Below are 19,149 nucleotides of genomic sequence, written 5' to 3'. Positions count from 1 at the left end.
GATGAGTCTCCTCGAGCTGACGGACGTGATCGCCCCCTGTGAGAATATCTCCCACTTGACGTTCGACTTCCTCACACAAATGATGGAGGGCGCGTCTACCTACGGTGTCGCTCTCGAGTACCACGATTTGGTTCTGATCAGCCAGGTCGACGACGGCCGAACGACGAACGTCTGGCACGTCCACGCGGAGGACGGGCCGATGATCGAGTCACTGAATCTCGACGCCTTCCGAACGGCCACCGAACTCGAGGAAGCGCTCAACGAGATCGTGGCCTTCGATCCAGCTGACCGTGAGAAGTGGGTGAACAGCCGATGAGCAGCACATCGCTCCCCGCGACGACTTTCCGAGATCGACCACTGGAGCCCACGCCGGTCGGTGTGGATGTCGGGGTGAAGAACCTCGTCGCCGTAGCCCCAGCAGACGGCGACTTGGAGGCAGCGCTCGTGATCGAGGGCGATCACGTTCGGAAACGCCACAAAATCCTCGCCGAGGCGATGCAAGCACTCCAAGGCGCGAAATTTGACACCACAGACGGGCAGACTCAGCTGTTCGCGGCACTCTGGCACCAGATCCGACCGCAGGTCTACGATGCCGCTGTCCGCGTTGTTCGCTACGCCCAGGAGCTTCCCGCACCGACGCTCGTGCTCGAGGACCTATCGTTCTGCGAGGCGACACTGTGGGAACGTCGGACGGTCGACGACGTCGGGACGTGGTTGCTCTCGGCCCTCCAGCACGCGGTTGCACTGAAAGCACAGGAGGTCAGAATTCCCGTGACGTACGTTAATCCGAAGTACACGACCCAGCAGTGCCACGTCTGTGGCGATCTCGGTCGCCTCAAGAACGACACGCTGGAGTGTACTACCGAAGACTGCTCCGTCGACACCGTATGCCGTGATCGAAGTGCCGCTGTGAGTATTGCCCAGCAAGTTGACCTCGGAGAGACAACCGAGGTGATCGGCCATCATGATTGAAGACATCGACCGCGACGTGTTCGTCCGGATTCAGACCGACCTGCTGGTAGTCGGCGACTCGATTATGACCGATCGGCACCACGCCAGCAACGGCAATTACGAGGACGACGATCCACAGAACCAGATCGGTGGGATCATCCCCGCCTTCCCACTCTCTGGATGGCTACGTCATGGGATGGAGGAGATTGTCCAGCAGTACGGCGGTACTGCCTGCCACCCTGGGGAAGCGAACGCGAACTTCCGCAAGGATGGCGTCTACGATCGCGATCTCGAGGCGGGCTACCACAAGAAGGGCGTGTGTACCGACGATCCGAAGGAAGACGACGGCTGTGTCGTCTTCGACCTCTTCGGCGGCTTCGGTAGTGTTCCTGGCAAGGTGATGCGACGACCAATCAAGTTCAATCCAGTCCGCAACAGCGTGGACTACACGCGCGGGCAAGCCGAAGGTCACTACCGCCGGCTCAATCGGAACGTCGTCTCCCGGAATCGAGAGGACAATCGCGAACCGTTGCGGAACGCAGAGATCGACGCCGTGGCGAATCTGGACGGCTGCTGGCACCTCTCTTTCCGGGAGATGAAGCCGGAGTTCCTGGGCCTGTTAGCCGAGAGCATCGACTTCCTCGATGCCCACAAGACCGACTTCATGCACCAACTGGGCGGTGCTCGCAACTTCGGCGCGGGGATCGTCGACTGCGAACTCATCAACCCGCTCTACGAGGAGCGCGAACTGAAGCGTGTGTTCGACCGCGGGAAAGGCAATACGAACGCGATGGACGAGAAGGACGACCAGTGGGCCGAAGACTTCCGTCCGGCGTTCGTCGACGCCTTCGAGGAGCGCATCGAGGAGGGATCATGAGCGACGACACGATGGTGGCGGTCTACCGCCACGACGCCCACAAGATGAACGGGCAGCCCCACGAGTACGCCCCCGAGACCTTCGCGGGGGTGCCCGTGAACCAGACCGTCCCTCACGGCGCTGATGGCGATGCGTCCGCACTGAGCCGGCCCAGCGGCCAGCCTGAGCAAACAGTCGAGAACCACGAGACGCTCTACCGGCTGTCGCTCATCGAGGGAGAAAGCCGATACGACCCGCAGGAATTCACGCGCAACGGTGTCGAGGGTGCCGTCCAGGAACTCCTGACCGAAGACGATCCAGAGACCATCCATCGGATGTGGCTGGAGAGCGATGTCGTCTCGGCGTTCAACGAGAGCGTCTACTACCCGTACACGAGCCTGAAGTACCACACCTTGCTCGTGGCGGCCCTGCTGGACAACTACCGCGCCGGTCACGAGTTCGCCGATCTCCGGCTGGTCGTCGACGACGCCGACGAGATCGTACTTCACCGGACGATCTACGCCAGCGAGGAGTTCGCCCTGCGGATCGATGTCGACGCTCGAGGCCAGCCGTCGGCCCGACTTGGGAGTCGCCCGTGGCGGTCTTGGGCGTCGACGTGGAATCGCCTCACGGCACACCCGCTGGACACGGCACACGACAAGTACGACATGGTGCTGGATTCGAACCTCCGCCGGATCGGCGCGTGGTCGACGGCACTCCAGTCCATCGAGGACTTCCAGGGGGTTTTCGACCAGTGACGCGCATCCAGCAGGTTCACTGGGAGCTGGAGATGGACTACATCGGCCATCCGTACTACGTCTCGGGCAACGCCATCCTCCACGCCCTCGACCAGCACGTTCCGCACGATGTCCACCAGCACCTCCAGGCTAGTCACGGGATGTTCGTTCCCGGCCAGTTCGGGACGTTTCCCGAAGAGCACTCTCAGAGCGGCATCCGGCCGTACCTCGGAAGCGGCCTGCCGGACGTCGAGAGCTACGATGATCTGTTCCTGATGCGGAACCCGGCCCAGCGCTGGCTTCTCGACAGTCGACCGCGAGACGCGCTGAACACGCACGACATCCGCCCGCAGAGCGGGCACCCGACGCTGTCCCACGAAACGATCATGGGCAAGCCGGAGGGTGTTCGCAAGCAGCAGCAGACCACGAAGTGGTACATCAACGCCTACCTGCACGCGGATGACCCCGGTGCACTCCCGTTGGGCGAGGACGTGCTGGAGGGCCTCCAGTTCGGAGGCAAACGGAACTACGGCTACGGCGTCACCCGGCTGAAGGACACGCAAGTTGTTGATCTCGATGACCTGGACTACTCCCGGCTCGAGGACGGTGATACCTTCCTTGTGGAGGTGACGACGCCGTTCGTACTGGAGTCGGAGTATCCCAGCGCCGCCGACCAGGACGTGCCGTGGTGGTGGAAAGAGAGTCGGCGCGATCTCCGTGAGAGAGAGGAGAAGATCCTTGAGCAACGGGAGGTCTACCGGCTCCAGACCGTCGACCACGGACAGTTCGTGAAGTACGAGGGCGACCGCCCAGTCGAGACCGCGAAGAGCGGCATCCTCCGGGTCGGGACGCACTCGAAGTACGGGTTCGGAGAGCTTCGAGTGAAGCCGGTCGACCCCCGTCCAGATCAGTGTAAGAACTCAGAGAAGAACGGCAAAACTACGGAGTGAGAGAACCGGACGATGACAGGCGAATCGGCAACTAAACATCACTCGGTTCCGTGAATAAAGAAATCGTATTTACAACAACTGTTATACGACGATTCCGAGTATCGACGTGTATGGCCGCCGACTTCGGACTCGGATTTGCTGCCCTCCTCCTCGTTGCCGGCGTCGTCGCCCTCTATGCTGGTGCTGAACTCCTCGTGGCCGGAGCCGGCCGGCTCGCCCTTGGAATCGGGCTCCGTGCGGCAACCGTCGGCGTCACGGTGATCGCGTTCGCGACGACCGCACCGGAACTGTTCGTCGCGACGATCGGCGCGCTCGACGTCTCGACGGACGTCGGACTTGGCGCGGTCCTCGGCTCGAACATCGCGAACATCGGCCTCGTGCTCGGCGTCGCGGCGCTTATCCGCCCGCTCCCGGTCGGTGGGCTCGTCATGCGCCGACACGTTCCGACGATGGTGCTCGCCGCGGTCTTGCTCGTCGTCCTCGGCGTCGACGGCACGCTCGGACGGCTCGAGGGCGTCGTGTTCCTCCTCGTGCTCTTCGTCTTCACCGGCTACCTGCTGTATGCAGCCAGCGCGGACTCGCTGCCGCTGGATGACACTCCAGAAACTGATGCGGACAGCCGTGACGGCGTTTCTCTCCGAGACATCGGCCTCGTTCTCGCTGGCCTCCTCGCGCTCGTCCTTGGCTCGCGCTGGCTCATCTCCGGCGGCACCGACCTCCTCGAGGCGCTTGGCTTTTCCGACCTCTTCATCGGACTGACGGTACTGGCACTTGGCACCTCGCTGCCCGAACTCGCGGCCTCCGCCGTCGGCGCAATCCGCGACGAAACCGGCTTCGCCGTCGGCAACGTCGTCGGCTCGAACATCTACAACATCCTCGCCGTCCTCGGGATCGTCGCCGTCATCACGCCGATCGAAATTTCGCCGGGAACGATCCGATTCGAATTCCCCTACCTGCTCGGATTCACCCTGCTGTTGGTCGGCCTAATGGCTCACGGCCGGCGGCTGAGCCGGCTCGACGGTGCGCTACTGCTCGCGGGCTACGTGGGATTCATCTACCTCCTGTTGCCGTAGCCGGCCGAAAGCGGGCACTGTTCTGGTGATCGCTGTTCGACAGCATTAACGACACCCAGCACACCAGCACAGATATGACCGAGACGGACGTTGCGATCGTCGAAAGCCGCGCCGATCGGGCGTCGGTACACATCTGCGATCAGCTTCGCGACCTCGCAGACTGGACGGAACACCGGGACGAGGACCGTCCCGACGCCGACGGCGGCGGCACCTACTACACCCTTGACACTCTCGACACCCTCGACGATTACGGCGACATCGAACTCCGATCCTTCGACACGCTGCACATCGAACTCGAGTCCCCCGCCGATGCGTTCGACTGTGACCCGGACCTGCTCGTCTTCGCCTCCCGCCACTCCGGCGACACGGGCGCGCTGTTGACCGGCCACTTCACGGGGAACTTCGGCCCGGCCGAGTACGGCGGCGACGACGATACCGTCGCCGAAGCCTGTCCGAACGCGCTCGCGGAACTGCTCGCGGCGTTCGACGAGTTCGCGCCCGAGGAGTACGACGTTGGAATGGAGTGCACCCACCACGGCCCGACCGACGTTGGCTGTCCGTCGCTGTTCGCCGAACTCGGCAGCGACGACGAACAGTGGGACGACCCCGACGGTGCGCGCGCCGTCGCCCGTGGAATTCTCGAACTCGCTCGCAACGACGTCGCGCCCCATCGTGACCGGCAACTCGTCGGCTTCGGCGGCAACCACTACGCGCCGCGCTTCGAGCGCGTCGTCCGCGAAACGCCCTGGGCCGTGGGCCACATCGCAGCCGACTGGGCACTCGAGTCCATGGGCCATCCGACGGCCCACCGAGAAGTCATCGACGCCGCCTTCGAAGCCAGCCGCACAGACGTCGCACTGCTCGACGGCGAGTGGCCGGTACTCGAGTCCACTCTGGAAGAGGCGGGCCATCGTGTGGTCAGCGAGACGTGGCTTCGAGAGGTCGGCGACCGGCCGTTCGACCTCATCGACGCCGTTGAATCAGATCTGGGGACGGTCGAGGAGGGTATCCGCTTCGGCGAGCACCGAGAGCCGTCGTTCACCGTCGTCGACCTGCCGGGCGACCTGATCGACACCGCGGAGGGAGTCGACCCCGAGCGCGTCCGAACCATCGTCGAGGCCCACAGCGTCGCGTTCACGACTGAAAACGGTGGCAGCCGCGTCGGCACCCAGTTCGCGCTGCCGGAGGGAGCGACGCGGCTCGAACTCGTCGAGGAACTGGCGGGGGTACTCGAGTCAGCGTACGAGACGGTCACGGTCGAGACATCGGAGAAGATCGCAGGAGAGGCGGATGCGGGCGCAGACACGGGTGCGGAAACGGACATGGATGCGGACGCAGACGCGAACGTGGACACAGTCGTGAACGCAGTCGTCGCCGAGAAAACAGCGTTCGACCCCGCGCTCGCCCAGAAAGCGGGCGTCCCGGAGGGGCCGAAGTTCGGCGCGCTCGCGAGCGGCGAACCGGTGACGGTCGACGGAGAGGAGATCGCGCCCGACCGCGTGGAGCGCCGCCAGATCGATCGGTTCGAAATCTGAGTGGTTTGGGAGCTGAGCGTAAGCAGTAATTACCCGTTCGTGGTTGCTGGTTGTCACACAATCGGGGGCCGACAGGTAATATTTCAGTAACATGTCAGCCAGGTGGCTGACGTGTAGGGGAAAGGTAATTATGCTCCATCGTTTAGAAGGGGCCAAGAATGGACTCACTCATCGACGACGCCATCGACGAGGCCGAGGAGGGGGAGCCGACCGACGCCCCCGCGGACGGTCAGTCGGCAGACGGGTCAGAGAGTAGACAAACCGGGACGATGACAGACGACGAACTGGAGGACGTTCTGCAGGACCTCCAGACCGACATCACCGTCGTCGGCTGCGGCGGTGCCGGCGGGAACACCATCAACCGGATGCACGAGGAAGGTATCCACGGTGCAAAGCTCGTCGCCGCGAACACCGACGTCCAGCACCTCGTGGAAATCGAGGCCGACACCAAGATCCTCATGGGCGAGGAGAAGACTGGCGGGCGCGGCGCGGGCTCGCTCCCCCAGGTCGGCGAGGAAGCCGCACTCGAGAGCCAGCAGGATATCTACGACGCCATCGACGGTTCGGACATGGTCTTCGTCACCGCCGGACTCGGTGGCGGTACCGGCACCGGCTCGGCACCCGTCGTCGCGAAGGCGGCCCGCGAGTCGGGCGCGCTGACGATTTCGATCGTGACGACGCCGTTCACCGCGGAGGGAGAGGTTCGCCGAACCAACGCCGAGGCGGGACTCGAGCGCCTGCGCGACGTTTCTGACACCGTCATCGTCGTCCCGAACGACCGGCTGCTCGACTCCGTCGGCAAGCTCCCCGTCCGCCAGGCGTTCAAAGTCAGCGACGAAGTGCTGATGCGCTCGGTGAAGGGCATTACCGAACTCATCACGAAGCCCGGTCTCGTCAACCTGGACTTCGCAGACGTTCGTACCGTGATGGAACGCGGCGGTGTCGCGATGATCGGACTCGGCGAGTCCGACTCCGAAGCGAAGGCCGAGGACTCGGTCAAGACCGCCCTGCGATCGCCCCTGCTCGACGTCGACATCTCCGGTGCCAGCTCCGCACTGGTCAACGTCACCGGTGGCAACGACATGTCCATCGAGGAAGCCGAGGGCGTCGTCGAAGAGATCTACGACCGGATCGACCCCGACGCGCGCATCATCTGGGGGACCTCGATCGACGAGACACTCGAGGGCAGCATGCGCACGATGATCGTCGTCACCGGTGTCCAGTCGCCACAGATCTACGGACGCCCGGAGGGTGAGACGGTCCAGCCCGAGATGGACGCCGACGACATCGACTTCGTCGACTGATCGAGTCGGCGTCCGTCGTGTGGTCTGCGGGCGATAGCTGCAGTTGTGAACTAGTCACGGACCCCCCGTTTGCTCGGAATCTGCTGTTTCTCGCTGTACACCGATCTACTGGCGGCGCTGTTCGTCATCCCGCTTCTACTGTCGCGTCCTGGCATCGCAACTCGAGTTGTTCGCTGCGTTGCTGGTCACGCCCGGCAGTAATTGCAGTGCTCTCGCTGGTCCATGGTTGCACTGCTCACGCTAATCCGCGTACAGCGCCGCGTCAAAATCAAACTCCCAGACTCAGTCGTCGGCTGCCGCAGTGTCGCCGCCTGCGTTCCCGGCCTCGCCCGCCTCGAGATCCGATTCGATGCTCGGCGGGTACTTGCCGCGCTCGAGTTTGAGGTCCGACTGCGGGCGCGCCATGCAGGTCAGGGCGTAGGCTTCTGCCTCCTCCTCGGTGAACCCACGGGCCGCTGGCTGAGTGACCTCACCCTCGATGATTTCGGCCGAGCAGGCCAGACACATGCCAACACGGCAGGAGTACTCCTGGGCGATGCCCTCCTCGAGACAGCGGCTCAGGATGGTCTCCTTGTCCGAGCAGGTGATCGTCTCGCCCGTGCCGACGAACTCGATCGTGTATTCGGTCATACGGGGTGCTACGAAGAACGACACTAAAACTCTTTATTACACATCTGTCCTCGAGGATAGGACGAAACTCACGCCTGAGAACGTGTCCCGGAGTGAACCACTCCGATCTGTGGCAGTTCGCGAGGATAGCGCGTCGCCCGCGTCCGTTCTGTCCTCCCGATGAGGACGAAGTGACCATAAAACGTTTTCTTACCACGGTGTCCACACTGTTGGTATGAGCACACAGGAACAGTCGGCTGCCGGGTCGACGCCCGAGGCCGAAACCCGATCACCCGACGTGGTCGTCGTCGGCGCGGGGACGTCGGGTTGTTACGCGGCGGCGACGATTGCGCAGGCGGGCTATGAGGTTGTCGTCCTCGAGCGCAAAACCGAGGAGGAGGCGGGCCACATCGCCTGCGGTGACGCCCTGAAGGGAGCCGACGCGTTCCCCGACGCGATTCCGAAGTCCAAACTCGAACCCGCGTTTACCAACACCGGCGTCGATCACGGCCGCTTCGAGATTCCACAGGAGGATACCGTCCTCGAAATCCCGGTTCCCGGCGAACTCGCCGTCATCGACCGCTGGGAGTATGGCCGACGCATTATCGAGGGAGCGGCGGAGGCAGGCGCTGACTTCCACTACGATACTGTCGTCCAGAACGTCACGCAGGAAGCCGACGACGGCCGCGTCACCGGTGTCGAGGCGATCCGGAAGGGCCAACCGCTCACCTACGAGGCCGACATCGTCATCGACGCCGCGGGCGCGCTCTCGGTGTTGCAGGACAACGTCGACTTCTCGACCTCGACGTTCGACACCAACGTCAACTACTCACATTTCTGTTCGGCCTACCGCGAGGTCGTCCACGTCGAGGAGCCAGTAGAGTGGTCGGACGCGCTCGTGTTCAAGCCGACCGAACGCGCTGCGGGCTACCTCTGGTACTTCCCGCGCACGGAAACCGAAATCAACGCCGGCCTCGGCTTCCAGATGACCGAAGAGCCGATGAAACTCGTCGACGACCTCAAACACGACCTCGAGAACCGTGCCGAGTTCGACGGTGCCGAGGTCGACGACAAACTCGGCGCTGCATTGCCGACTCGCCGGCCGTACGACTCGGCCGTCCACCCCGGCTACATGGCCGTTGGCGACGCCGCAGGCCACGTTAACCCCACCACCGGCGGCGGCATCGCTGGTGCAGCCTACGCCGGCAAATACGCTGCCGAACAGGCTATCGAGGGACTCGAGACGGGCGACGTCAGCGAGAAAGCCCTCTGGGAGTACAACGAACGCGTGATGGACCATTTCGGCGCTCGCTACGCTGCACTGGACGTCTACAACATTCTCTCGACGGCCATCGACGTCGACGACCTGATGGGGCTGCTCGCCGCGATGCCCGGCGAGAAACTCGCCGAGGCCCTTTACGAGGGCAGCACCAGCGTCGGCCCGAAGCTCGCGTTCGAGAGCCTGCTCAACAGTCGCGGTCACTGGGGCACCATCTGGACGCTGTTCCAGACTAAACGCCGCGCCGACGACCTGCTCGAACTCTACGACCACTATCCCGACCATCCCGCCGCACTCGAGCACTGGCAACAGCGACGTGACGACGTGATGGAGGCGGTCTACGAGGCGACCGGCGCTGATCCAAAGTACTGACCGACACGACGATGACACCGACGAGGCATGCTTTCCGCAAACGAGGTGGGTGGAACGGGCTTAACCCACCGACACAGCGGACTCACTACACCCAGTTGGATGTGTGGTTCACTTCGTCTGTGGTTTCCGCTTCGTCTCTCGCTTTCGTTTCGGGGGCTTTCGAATCTCGACCGGTGCTGGAAGCATCACCGGTGTCGGTTCGATACTAGGGACCGGCAGCGGTTTTGGGGCAGGAATTGGCTCAGGTAGACCCTTGGTGAACGACTGGATCTCACCGACAATCAACAGGTTGTCTACCTCGACGACTGCACGGAATTCGTACCGAATCCCAAACTCCAGTCCGTCGATATCGGCGGCGAACGAGCCTGGTTCAGTCCGTGAGATCACGTCGGTCTCGAGCCATGTTTCGGTACCGGCGACGCGATACTGGAACGAGGTGTCAACGGTCGCGAAATCACCGAGTGTCTCGAGTGTCGCGTTGAGTGTTGCCGAGGACTCGTTGACATTCGTCGCGGGATCGGTGCCGATGGCCGGCAGGACTATGTCGGGTTCGTCCTTGACGAACGTCTCGAGGTCGCCCCTGATGGTGATTGCATCGGTGATGATGACAGGGCGGAACTCGTACTGAACGCCCTGTTCGAGATTCGTGACTTCGATGCTGATCGACCCGGGTTCCTCGAGTGAGACGGTGTCCGTCGTGAGCCAGGTGTCAATTCCGACAGCGCGGTACTCGAAGCCGGCGGTGACGGTGGGGAACTGCCCGAGATCGGTGACAGTGGCGTTCAACGTGGCGCTAAACTCGTTCACGTCGGTCGCCGGTTCGGTACCGACCGTCGGCAGGTCGACGACGATTGGCGGTTCGATCGGGATCGTCTCAGGTGGGTCGAACGGTGGGGTGACTGGAGGTTCGAAGGGTGGTTCGATCGGTGGCTGGATCGGTGGTTCGAAGGGTGGTTCCTCGGGTGGGTCGACCGGTGGATCGTCTGGTTCTTCGGGTGGGTCGACCGGTGGGTCGTCTGGTTCCTCGGGTGGATCGACCGGTGGATCGTCTGGTTCTTCGGGTGGGTCGACCGGTGGATCGTCTGGTTCTTCGGGTGGGTCGACCGGTGGATCGTCTGGCTCCTCGGGTGGATCGACCGGTGGGTCGTCTGGTTCCTCGGGTGGATCGACCGGTGGATCGTCTGGTTCCTCGGGTGGGTCGACCGGTGGGTCGTCTGGTTCCTCGGGTGGATCGACCGGTGGATCGTCTGGCTCCTCGGGTGGGTCGACCGGTGGGTCGTCTGGTTCCTCGGGTGGGTCGACCGGTGGGTCGTCTGGCTCCTCGGGTGGGTCGACCGGTGGATCGTCTGGTTCTTCGGGTGGGTCGACCGGTGGATCGTCTGGTTCTTCGGGTGGATCGACCGGTGGATCGTCTGGTTCCTCGGGTGGATCGACTGGCGGTTCGACCTTCGCGAATCGCTGGATCGGTCCGACGACGACGCTGTCGTTCGCGACCGCGACCGCACGGTACTCGTACTCGAGACCCTCGGTCAGCCCGGGTATCTCGGCGCTGAACGGTCCGGGTGCGGTGAGCGTCTCGGGCGGTATCGTCTCGGACCAGTCTTCGACTCCCACGAGGCGGTACTCGAAGAACACCTCCACTTCGCCGAACGTTCCGGGATCGACGAGAACGCCGTTTGCAGTCGCGGTCGCTTCGTTGACTTCCGTGGCGGGTTCGGTGCCGACGGTCGGCAGTTCCTCCTCCGGTGGGAGCAGGGGCTTCGTGAACGTCTGTGTCAGTCCCTCGATCCGGACCCCGTCTGCAACCGCGACGGCGCGGTACTCGTAGTCGTTCCCGGGTTCGACGTCTACCTCGGCGTTGAACGGTCCGGGTGCGGTGAACGGCTGGGGAGCCGTCTCGAGCCAGTCGTTGTTACCGACGATGCGGTACTCGAAGAAGACGTTGACCGGAGAGAAATCGCCGAGTTCGACGAGCTCGCCGTTCAGCGTCGCGGTCGACTCGTTAATCTCGGTCGCGGGGCCGGTGAAGACGACCGGGTCCATGACCGGCTCAGCAGACTTGGTGAACTGCATGATCGCACCCGTGCTAGTGGTTCCATCGGCCGCGACCGCGACGGCGCGGTACTCGTAGGTGGTGTCGAGGGCCAGCCCATCGATCGTAACGCTGAACGGCCCGGGTGCGGTGAGCGTCGTCGCGCCGGTGGGTTCCCAGGCGGCCTCGCCAGCCACCCGATACTGGAAGAAGACCTCGACAGGGAAGGGATCACCAACAGTCATCAGGGATCCGTTGAGAGTGGCCCCGCCGCCATTGACATCGGTCGCAACGTCGGTCATCGCCGTTATCTCCGGAATCTGGTCTGGATCTTCGATGCAATCGCCTTCGCTGATCGTCAACAGGGCATTTGGACCACCGCCGTTGAAATCGACGAAGGCACTCTCGACAGTCCCACCACCTGGCCGTGTCACCTCGAACTGGATTGCACCACCTCCACCACCCGGGAAAAATCCGGGCACAGTCAGGGTTTCGCCGTCAGAGAAAACGACGGTCAACTGAGCCTCCTGAATCGCCGTCGGCCCACCGCGCGTGAGGTTCCACTTCCAGAATCCGAGTTCTCCCGGACACGCTGCGTCGCGTTTTCACTGCCCATCCCACCCCACTGGATCCTGCGTTCGAACCCCTCAGCAGGATCTTCCTGGGCACCACCCGTGCCGCTCGTGAATCCAAACCCGGCACCGAGGCCGATGGCTGTTGTTCCGGACGCTGCCAAAAATTGTCGTCTATTGGTCAACTCGACCATACCTGACCATCATCAATGGCACATATTGTTATCATCTAGATGTATAATTGTGTCTGAGAAAGTGACAGACTGTACGATACCATTGTGATTACTCATCGACTCTACAGCGCCCGTTGAAACTCATCCGTCCAGTTGTACTCAGTACCTTCTCTGAAATCCAGTTGCGCGACCAGCCACTATTCGCCAGTTACCAACCTCGAACGACCTGGAATTACGACTGTAGCGTCAGAGTACTGCTTTCTGCTATCCTCCCCAGACCGCAGTGGAACAACGGCAGGTTTGGCCCGGGGACGAGCAAGTGAGAGTCTGCTCGTGACGCTGACTCACTACTCGAGTCCAATCGGTCTCACAGGCCTCTCAGCGAGAGATACTGATGTCGAATTCGTGGGTGAACGAGTGGACAACGATGCCCATCAGGACGTTCGCTATCTGCCTTCATTGCGAGGCGGTCGACATCGGTTGTGCACACAGACAAACAGACATCGGTTGTGAACACGGACAAACAGCCATCGCTTGGTGATGGCGCTCGTATTTCATATCTCTCCCGCGCCTATATCGAATGCGATACGCTATGTACACTATGGGTGGCACAACCGAACTCGGATTTCGTCGCGTTCGTCAACTCGAGCCTCACGGGGCTTGCGGTGAGCACCGGTACTGCGATGGGAGGGGGTCATCAGAATGAACATTCTGGTATTCGGTGCGGGACCGCTGGGCAGTTTGAAAGCAGCACGACTCCACGAGGTGGGACACAACGTTACGCTGCTCGCCAGGGGACAACGTTTGGAGGAGCTGAACGAACACGGAATCGTTATTCAGGAGGACGACGCCGACGAGGAGGAAGTCACGCACGTCGATGTGGTTGACTCTCTGGAACCGGACGACGACTACGATCTCGTCCTGGTGGTCATGGGGGAACAGCAATCGGTACAGATTCTGGATACGCTGGCGGAAAACGAACACGTACCGACGTTCTGCTTCATGGGGAACAACGTCAGCGGTCCCGACAAAATGGTCCAGGCACTCGGCAAAGAGCGTGTGATGCTGGGGTTTCCGTACCCTGGTGGCAAACGAGACGGACACGTCATGCGCGTGCTTCCGATCAATGAGGACAACCAATACACCATCCCGATCGGGGAGGTCGATGGGTCGATTCGATCCAGAACTCGAGCGGTGGCCGCAGTGCTTTCGGACATGCGAGGGTACGACGTCGAGATTCGGACGGACATGGACGAGTGGTTGAAATACCACGTCGCGTTACTCATGTCCGGTCTCGTCCCCGCGCTGTATGCCGCTGACACTCGCATGAATCGGCTGGGCGAAACCAGAGACCTGCTGGTGCGTTCGGTCCGTGCGACGAAGGAAGCGCTTCGGGGACTCCGCAAGGCGGGCTACTCGCCCAGTCCGCCGGTCGTCCGGAGCTTCGAGTATGTCCCGGAGCCGATTTGTGTCTGGACTATCGGCTGGCTCATGCGAAACGAGTACGCGAAGGTCTCTGTCGAAGGCCACGCCCGCGACGGGCGAGACGAAATGGCGTATCTGTTCACGGAGTTGCGTGCTCTCATCGAGCAGGCGGATGGAGACACGGAGGCAATCGATCAACTGGCTCCGTACTACGATCCCGACACACCCTCCTATCCTGCAGGGAAACGGGACCTCTCGATGAAGTGGGGTGGTCTCGTCGCTCCCGTGGGAGGAATGGTGACGCTCGCGGTCGCGCTCGCACTCGCCCTCCGTCGTTTGCGCTCGAAATCGAGCGCCGATTCCGCGGCCGAACGTGAATCTGGTGGCATCTCTTACGAGGTGGGCGGACCCGAAGAGGCGACCGCCGTGGTGTTCACGCACGGATTTGCTCTCGGCCGCGAGACGTGGCGGGAGCAGACCGCTACGCTGTCGGAGTCGTATCGGGTTCTCTCGTGGGACGTCCCTGGATGTGGTGAGTCTGCCGAGTCGAGTGTGCCGGTCCGATTCGATGTCTCGACTCGCAAGTTGCTCGACGTACTGGACGACGAAGGAATCGACCAGGCCGTCCTGGTCGGCCAGTCGATGGGGAGCCTGTTGAACCAGTACGTTGCATACCACCATCCCGACCGCGTTCGAGCGCTCGTTCACGTTGGAGGCTTCCCGCTACACGAAGGGTTCTCCGAACGCACGATCAAACTGATGGGGGTGCACGTGAGGCTACTCCAACTCTTGCCGGAGAAACTGACGTGCGACATGTTTGGTCGGTTGGTCGCTCGTACTCCCGAGGCCCAGGAGTACGCGAAACGGGCGAGTGAACGTACTGGGAAGGCAAACATGGTTTCCCTCGAACGAGTGTTCCTCGAAGACATTGAAGAAGGGATCCCTGAACAGACCGAACTCCCGCAATTGATTGTGGCCGGTGAAGACGAGTACTTCTGGCTCCAGAAGAAAGCGAAGGAGTGGGACAAAAAACTCCGCAACAGCGAGTACAAGGCCGTGCCAGATGCGGGACACCTTGCGAACCACGATAATCCGGCGGCGTTCAACGAAATTCTGTCTCCGTTTCTGGAATCACTGGACTAATCGACAGCTGTGCGATGCCAGTGCCCCGGTTGAAAATTTGACGTGTCCTCGAAGTTGCGTGGGCTTGTCCGTCCGAGTCCTTCACTCACAAGCGTCGTGCTGGTCTCATCGTTTCTCGCCGAGCTACGATGGGAGGGCAAGGAAGCGGATTGATCTCGGAGCCGAAGAATTGACTCGTATACGTACCGTCGTTCGTGACGAGTTGCGAACCGAGTATGAAATTGCTGCCCACGTTCGAGCGCACAACTGACGACAGGTCTGGCCGAGCAGCGATTCGGGTACAGTCAACTGACCACTCGAAAACACGACGAACCAAGTTTCTTCAGGGGGACCGTTGTTTTCATCGGCATGTTCGTCACGCTCTGGTGGCTGCTATCCCGCGGTGAAAACGACCGGTGTGATTGATATGGAGAAGAACGTTGGCGGAACGGACCGAACGGTTCGAATCGCTCTCGGACTCGTCGTGGTCGGGGCGATGATGGTGACGGTCGCCTTCGGAGAGCCACTCGGCGAACCGACACAGGGAATCGTCGCTGTCGTCCTCCTCCTTGCTTCATTCGTGCTGTTGGGAACAGCCGGTGCCGAGAAGTGTCCAGCGAATCGCACACTCGGTCGGAACACATACGACGACCGTGACCCCAAGAACCGATGAACAGACACGAACTCATCGACGTTGCAACGATCTCGATGAGTGGGTTACTCTTGCGGAATTCCAGGTTCTTTTCCCAGTCGGTTTCCAGCGCTCCGATCGGTGACGTCGTCAGTGATACGACGATCGATATCGAGAACATTCGAACCGGGGGTGTTCAGGACGTCTCTGCATCCACTCCAATTGGAGAATTTCAGGCAGCATATCTCGTCTCCCAGTGGCGAGGGAGAGACGCGCCGACGCTGCTGTATCATCATGGAAGCGGCGAACAACCGTTTGACTTTGGGCGGTTCAGTTCGAACTCGTTTCAGCGACTCTTCGAGACGAACTTCGACAGCAATCTCAACCTGATTGCCCTTCGAGCGCCGTTTCACGATCGTTCGAATAGAGAGTATATACGGGCGATGAACGACCTCGAAAACTTCGTTGGAATGCTCGCCACATCAGCTTCGCTCATCGAGGCACTGACCGGCCGATTGCGAGACACAGGCTGCCCTGCCATCCTTGCTGCGGGCATCAGCCTCGGTGGCTGGGCTGTCAATCTCCACCGCGCCTATTATGGGGGTGTCGATCGGTACGTCCCGATATTTGCCGGGGCGAACCTGGGAGACATGTTCGTATCGTCTATTTATCGGAACGTGACGGCCGTCTCCGCACGAACGAATCCAGCGGTATTACGTACCGCCCTCGACTTTGCGGACGCTTTCACCAGCAACGATGCGGACAACTGCGACCCGCTGCTTGCTCGCTACGACAGAATAATCGAGTTCGAAACACAACGATCGGCCTACGAAGGACGTACTCTTGGCATCCTTGAGAAAGGGCACGTCACCGGATCGCTCGCAACAGATGCACTCCGAACTCACATCCAGCGATCGGTCGCAAAAACGCGCGCGTGAGGTTTCAATCCCTCTCTGGCTTCGCTTATCCCCACGGAGCCAACGGGACCCCAGTCGTCATCTGCTCCTCTGCAAGGATTCTCTTCTGGACAATACACGTTCCATCTGCCACGGGCGGTCGTAACGGTCTGTCCCGCGTTCGACCCAGCCGCCCGTCCAACGAGCGGACGGGAACGACACACCACCGCCATCACGAGCGACTCGCTTTTCCCGCTCGGCGCGTATGACCAGACGTACACGTGCAATCACTGGAGTCGGAACTCGAGACGGCCCGCGCCCTCAAGGTAGACACGCTCGCCGACGCCATCGAGTCGATCGGGTTCGAGTGTACGCGCTGTGGCGCGTGCTGTACGGGCGAGGCCGAGGACGATCACACGGCGACGGTGTTCCCTGACGAAGTGCGCGAGCTCCAGGAGTCGACGGAGCGAGACTGGCGTGACGTCGCCCGACCGATGCCGTACGGACTCGCCGACGGTGAGGACGGGCCGGAGGGGGAGACCTTCGAGTGGGCACTCCAGACCGACAGCTGTGGCGACTGTGCCTTTTACGAGGAGGACGACGACGGCGTCGGTGCCTGTGTCGCACACGACGACCGGCCGCTGATCTGTCGGACGTATCCTTTCAGCGTTGCGCTCGACGGCACTAGCCAGCCAATGGGTGCGGTCGTCGACAGCGTTGCGCTTGGCGCACAACGTGAAGCCGGTGAAACCGGTGAAACCGGTGACGAAGAGGGTGTCGTCCGGGCCCACGAGTGTGAGGGACTCGGTCGCGACATCTCCCGGTCGGACGCCGAGGACCTCGCAGCGGCGCTCAAGGAGCGCGCCGTGCGGGAACTCGAGGAGGCGATCGGCGTTCGGGATGCGTACGAACCCACGGCAGTAGCCTCCGGCGAGGTCGTCGTCCACGACTCTGAGGGGGCAAAACGGCCGGACGGGACGCCGGTCGATGACTGATCAGCTCGGCGTAACGCAAAACCAGCGGGAAATTTATACGCGTCGTCAAATAGCTCAGTATGGACATTCCGTGGACCGACATCCGGCACGTGACGAAGGTCGACCCCGCGAAGCCCTTTCCTGACGACGCTAGCGTCATCGCGGACACCGATCTGGTGATCGTCGGTGGGTCGGACAACGTGACGGAGTCAAACTCGTTAGAGGCGATTCAGTCAATCTCACGGCTCGCTCCGGACGTGCCGATCTTTCAGGAGCCCTACAGCGCCGAGCAGGTGTCAACGGACACGCTCGACGTGATCGATTATCTCTCCGTTCCCGCTGTCTACAACGGCAACCGCGACAACTTCGTCGGGAAGCACCTCGATCTCTTCGCCGAAATCGCTCGCAAGCCGGACGAACTTACTGGGAGCAGCGTCCCGCTCGTTGGCGACCTGATCACCTCCAAGGGCGTCGACGCCGTCGAGCAACTGGCGGCGAAACTGGTCGGTGAGGGGTACGTCGTCCAGCACGTCGACTCGGCTGCAGCGGACGTCTCCGGCGTCGAAACCGCGTACACGTCCGAACAGGTCGCTGGCGCTGCGCTCGCGACCGAGATGTTCTATGACTTTCCGATCTTCTACGTCGAGTACTCGGGCACCTACGGCGGTCCAGAGGACGTGAAAGCCGCTGCACGATACCTCGACGAGACGGTGTTGCTCTACGGCGGCGGCATCGACTCGGCCGCGAAGACGACCGAGATACTCGAGGCAGGTGCGGACGCCGTTGTCGTCGGCGACTGTTATCACGATGATCCGGCGCTGTATCAGCGAACGATTCCGAGTCGGTAGGTGCGCGCTTCACGATTGAGAGCGGAGGCCGGTCTGTACAGCGGCTGTGTGGCGGCGTTGTATCTGTGTGTAGCAGCGTGGGTATTGTGGTTTACATTTCACTGACAATCGAGACAGTGAGCAACGAACAAAAGCGCGGCCAGCAGGCCAGAACGAGTGCGCATGGTCAGTCGAAACCGACGGAGAGAACTGTCGAAATCACAGCCGCTGGAGGGCGACACGACGCTGTGACACGTTGTACACTGCAAAGACCGGCCGACTCCCGAACGGGAGTCAGAACGTCTCTTCGATGATTTCGCCGACGGCGAAGTTCGACTTGACTTCCGTTACTTCGATCTTGACGCGTTCGCCGACATCGGCACCTGGGACGATAATGACGTACCCGCGTTCGACGCGAGCAATCCCATCACCCTGTTTGCCAATGTCTTCGATTTCGACGTAGCGCGTTTCGCCGACATCGACTGGTGGCTGTGGCTCCGACGGAGCCGTTTGCGTCTGCGCTTGCGCCTGCGGCTGTGGCTGTGCCGTCGACGCTTCGGTCTCGCCACCCTCACTTTCGCGGGAAATGAGTGCGACGCGATAGATCTCGTCGGGATCGATGTCGCCGGTCTCGACTTCTTGACGTGGTACCTCGATGACGTATCGGTCCTCCTCTGCCGAAACCTCCGTACTGAACAGACACAGGAGCTTTTCAGATATTTCCACAGGTAGACCCTCAATCCCACCTCTAACGCTCATCCGTATTAGAACTACCGACCATGAACGGGAATTTTCCGCAGACGGTCGGTTTCAACCGGTCGTTTGAGACTG

General features: G+C 61.7%; 17 protein-coding genes. 14 read left to right on the top strand and 3 right to left on the bottom strand.

The annotated features are described in order from the left end of the window. Window position 1: 1 nt before the first annotated feature. The 8 genes from NMAG_RS13405 (at window position 2) to ftsZ (ending at window position 7,406) form a co-directional block, all read left to right on the top strand. Window positions 2-316, top strand: a complete 315-nt coding sequence (locus NMAG_RS13405) for a hypothetical protein (protein WP_004214921.1) — start codon at window positions 2-4, stop codon at window positions 314-316. Next, entirely contained in the window at window positions 313-972 is a 660-nt protein-coding gene (locus tag NMAG_RS13400; protein WP_004214924.1) for a zinc ribbon domain-containing protein, read from the top strand. The genes NMAG_RS13405 and NMAG_RS13400 overlap by 4 nt, the downstream gene beginning before the upstream one ends. Continuing rightward, window positions 965-1,828: a hypothetical protein gene (locus NMAG_RS13395; protein ID WP_004214927.1), complete on the top strand. Its 864-nt coding sequence runs from the start codon at window positions 965-967 to the stop codon at window positions 1,826-1,828. The genes NMAG_RS13400 and NMAG_RS13395 overlap by 8 nt, the downstream gene beginning before the upstream one ends. After that, a complete protein-coding gene (locus tag NMAG_RS13390; protein ID WP_004214928.1) occupies window positions 1,825-2,565 on the top strand; it encodes a hypothetical protein in 741 nt (246 codons plus the stop codon). Before NMAG_RS13395 ends, NMAG_RS13390 begins: the two co-directional genes overlap by 4 nt. Next, entirely contained in the window at window positions 2,562-3,494 is a 933-nt protein-coding gene (locus NMAG_RS13385) for a hypothetical protein (RefSeq protein ID WP_012996727.1), read from the top strand. The genes NMAG_RS13390 and NMAG_RS13385 overlap by 4 nt, the downstream gene beginning before the upstream one ends. A 110-nt stretch (window positions 3,495-3,604) precedes the next feature. Then, a complete protein-coding gene (locus NMAG_RS13380) occupies window positions 3,605-4,567 on the top strand; it encodes a calcium/sodium antiporter (protein ID WP_004214930.1) in 963 nt (320 codons plus the stop codon). Between the two features lie 74 nt (window positions 4,568-4,641). Beyond that, window positions 4,642-6,102: a D-aminoacyl-tRNA deacylase gene (locus NMAG_RS13375; RefSeq protein WP_004214931.1), complete on the top strand. Its 1,461-nt coding sequence runs from the start codon at window positions 4,642-4,644 to the stop codon at window positions 6,100-6,102. Window positions 6,103-6,260: 158 nt separating this feature from the next. Beyond that, window positions 6,261-7,406, top strand: coding sequence for a cell division protein FtsZ (ftsZ, locus tag NMAG_RS13370; RefSeq protein ID WP_012996726.1), 1,146 nt, complete (start codon window positions 6,261-6,263; stop codon window positions 7,404-7,406). Between the two features lie 282 nt (window positions 7,407-7,688). Here ftsZ and NMAG_RS13365 read toward each other — a convergent pair whose 3' ends face one another. After that, window positions 7,689-8,036 carry a 2Fe-2S iron-sulfur cluster-binding protein gene (locus NMAG_RS13365; protein WP_004214934.1) on the bottom strand — a complete coding sequence of 116 codons (348 nt, stop codon included), beginning with the start codon at window positions 8,034-8,036 and terminating at the stop codon, window positions 7,689-7,691. 214 nt (window positions 8,037-8,250) lie between these two features. Between NMAG_RS13365 and NMAG_RS13360 the strand changes: the two genes are divergently transcribed. Continuing rightward, window positions 8,251-9,666 (top strand): geranylgeranyl reductase family protein, encoded by a 1,416-nt coding sequence (locus tag NMAG_RS13360; protein ID WP_004214935.1) that lies wholly within the window; start codon window positions 8,251-8,253, stop codon window positions 9,664-9,666. Between the two features lie 108 nt (window positions 9,667-9,774). On the opposite strand, the gene NMAG_RS13355 is transcribed toward NMAG_RS13360, so the two are convergent. Next, the gene (locus NMAG_RS13355) at window positions 9,775-12,216 is read right to left on the bottom strand and encodes a hypothetical protein (protein WP_004214937.1); all 2,442 of its coding nucleotides are present in this window, start codon (window positions 12,214-12,216) and stop codon (window positions 9,775-9,777) included. Window positions 12,217-13,145: 929 nt separating this feature from the next. Between NMAG_RS13355 and NMAG_RS13350 the strand changes: the two genes are divergently transcribed. The 5 genes from NMAG_RS13350 (at window position 13,146) to NMAG_RS13330 (ending at window position 18,339) form a co-directional block, all read left to right on the top strand. After that, the gene (locus tag NMAG_RS13350) at window positions 13,146-15,011 is read left to right on the top strand and encodes an alpha/beta fold hydrolase (RefSeq protein WP_012996724.1); all 1,866 of its coding nucleotides are present in this window, start codon (window positions 13,146-13,148) and stop codon (window positions 15,009-15,011) included. A gap of 406 nt (window positions 15,012-15,417) precedes the next feature. Continuing rightward, entirely contained in the window at window positions 15,418-15,663 is a 246-nt protein-coding gene (locus NMAG_RS13345) for a YgaP family membrane protein (protein ID WP_004214940.1), read from the top strand. Further along, window positions 15,660-16,559: a hypothetical protein gene (locus NMAG_RS13340; protein WP_004214942.1), complete on the top strand. Its 900-nt coding sequence runs from the start codon at window positions 15,660-15,662 to the stop codon at window positions 16,557-16,559. The genes NMAG_RS13345 and NMAG_RS13340 overlap by 4 nt, the downstream gene beginning before the upstream one ends. A 239-nt stretch (window positions 16,560-16,798) precedes the next feature. Further along, window positions 16,799-17,512 carry a YkgJ family cysteine cluster protein gene (locus NMAG_RS13335; protein WP_004214944.1) on the top strand — a complete coding sequence of 238 codons (714 nt, stop codon included), beginning with the start codon at window positions 16,799-16,801 and terminating at the stop codon, window positions 17,510-17,512. 59 nt (window positions 17,513-17,571) lie between these two features. Further along, window positions 17,572-18,339 carry a geranylgeranylglyceryl/heptaprenylglyceryl phosphate synthase gene (locus tag NMAG_RS13330; protein ID WP_004214946.1) on the top strand — a complete coding sequence of 256 codons (768 nt, stop codon included), beginning with the start codon at window positions 17,572-17,574 and terminating at the stop codon, window positions 18,337-18,339. A gap of 273 nt (window positions 18,340-18,612) precedes the next feature. Here the strand turns inward: NMAG_RS13330 and NMAG_RS13325 are convergent, their stop codons facing one another. After that, a complete protein-coding gene (locus tag NMAG_RS13325; RefSeq protein WP_004214948.1) occupies window positions 18,613-19,044 on the bottom strand; it encodes a TRAM domain-containing protein in 432 nt (143 codons plus the stop codon). Window positions 19,045-19,149 lie beyond the last annotated feature (105 nt).

Origin of the sequence: Natrialba magadii ATCC 43099, from assembly GCF_000025625.1 — an archaeon.
GTDB lineage: Archaea > Halobacteriota > Halobacteria > Halobacteriales > Natrialbaceae > Natrialba > Natrialba magadii.
Note: the sequence above shows the minus strand (reverse complement) of the source record. Positions and strands in the feature narration are given on the sequence as shown.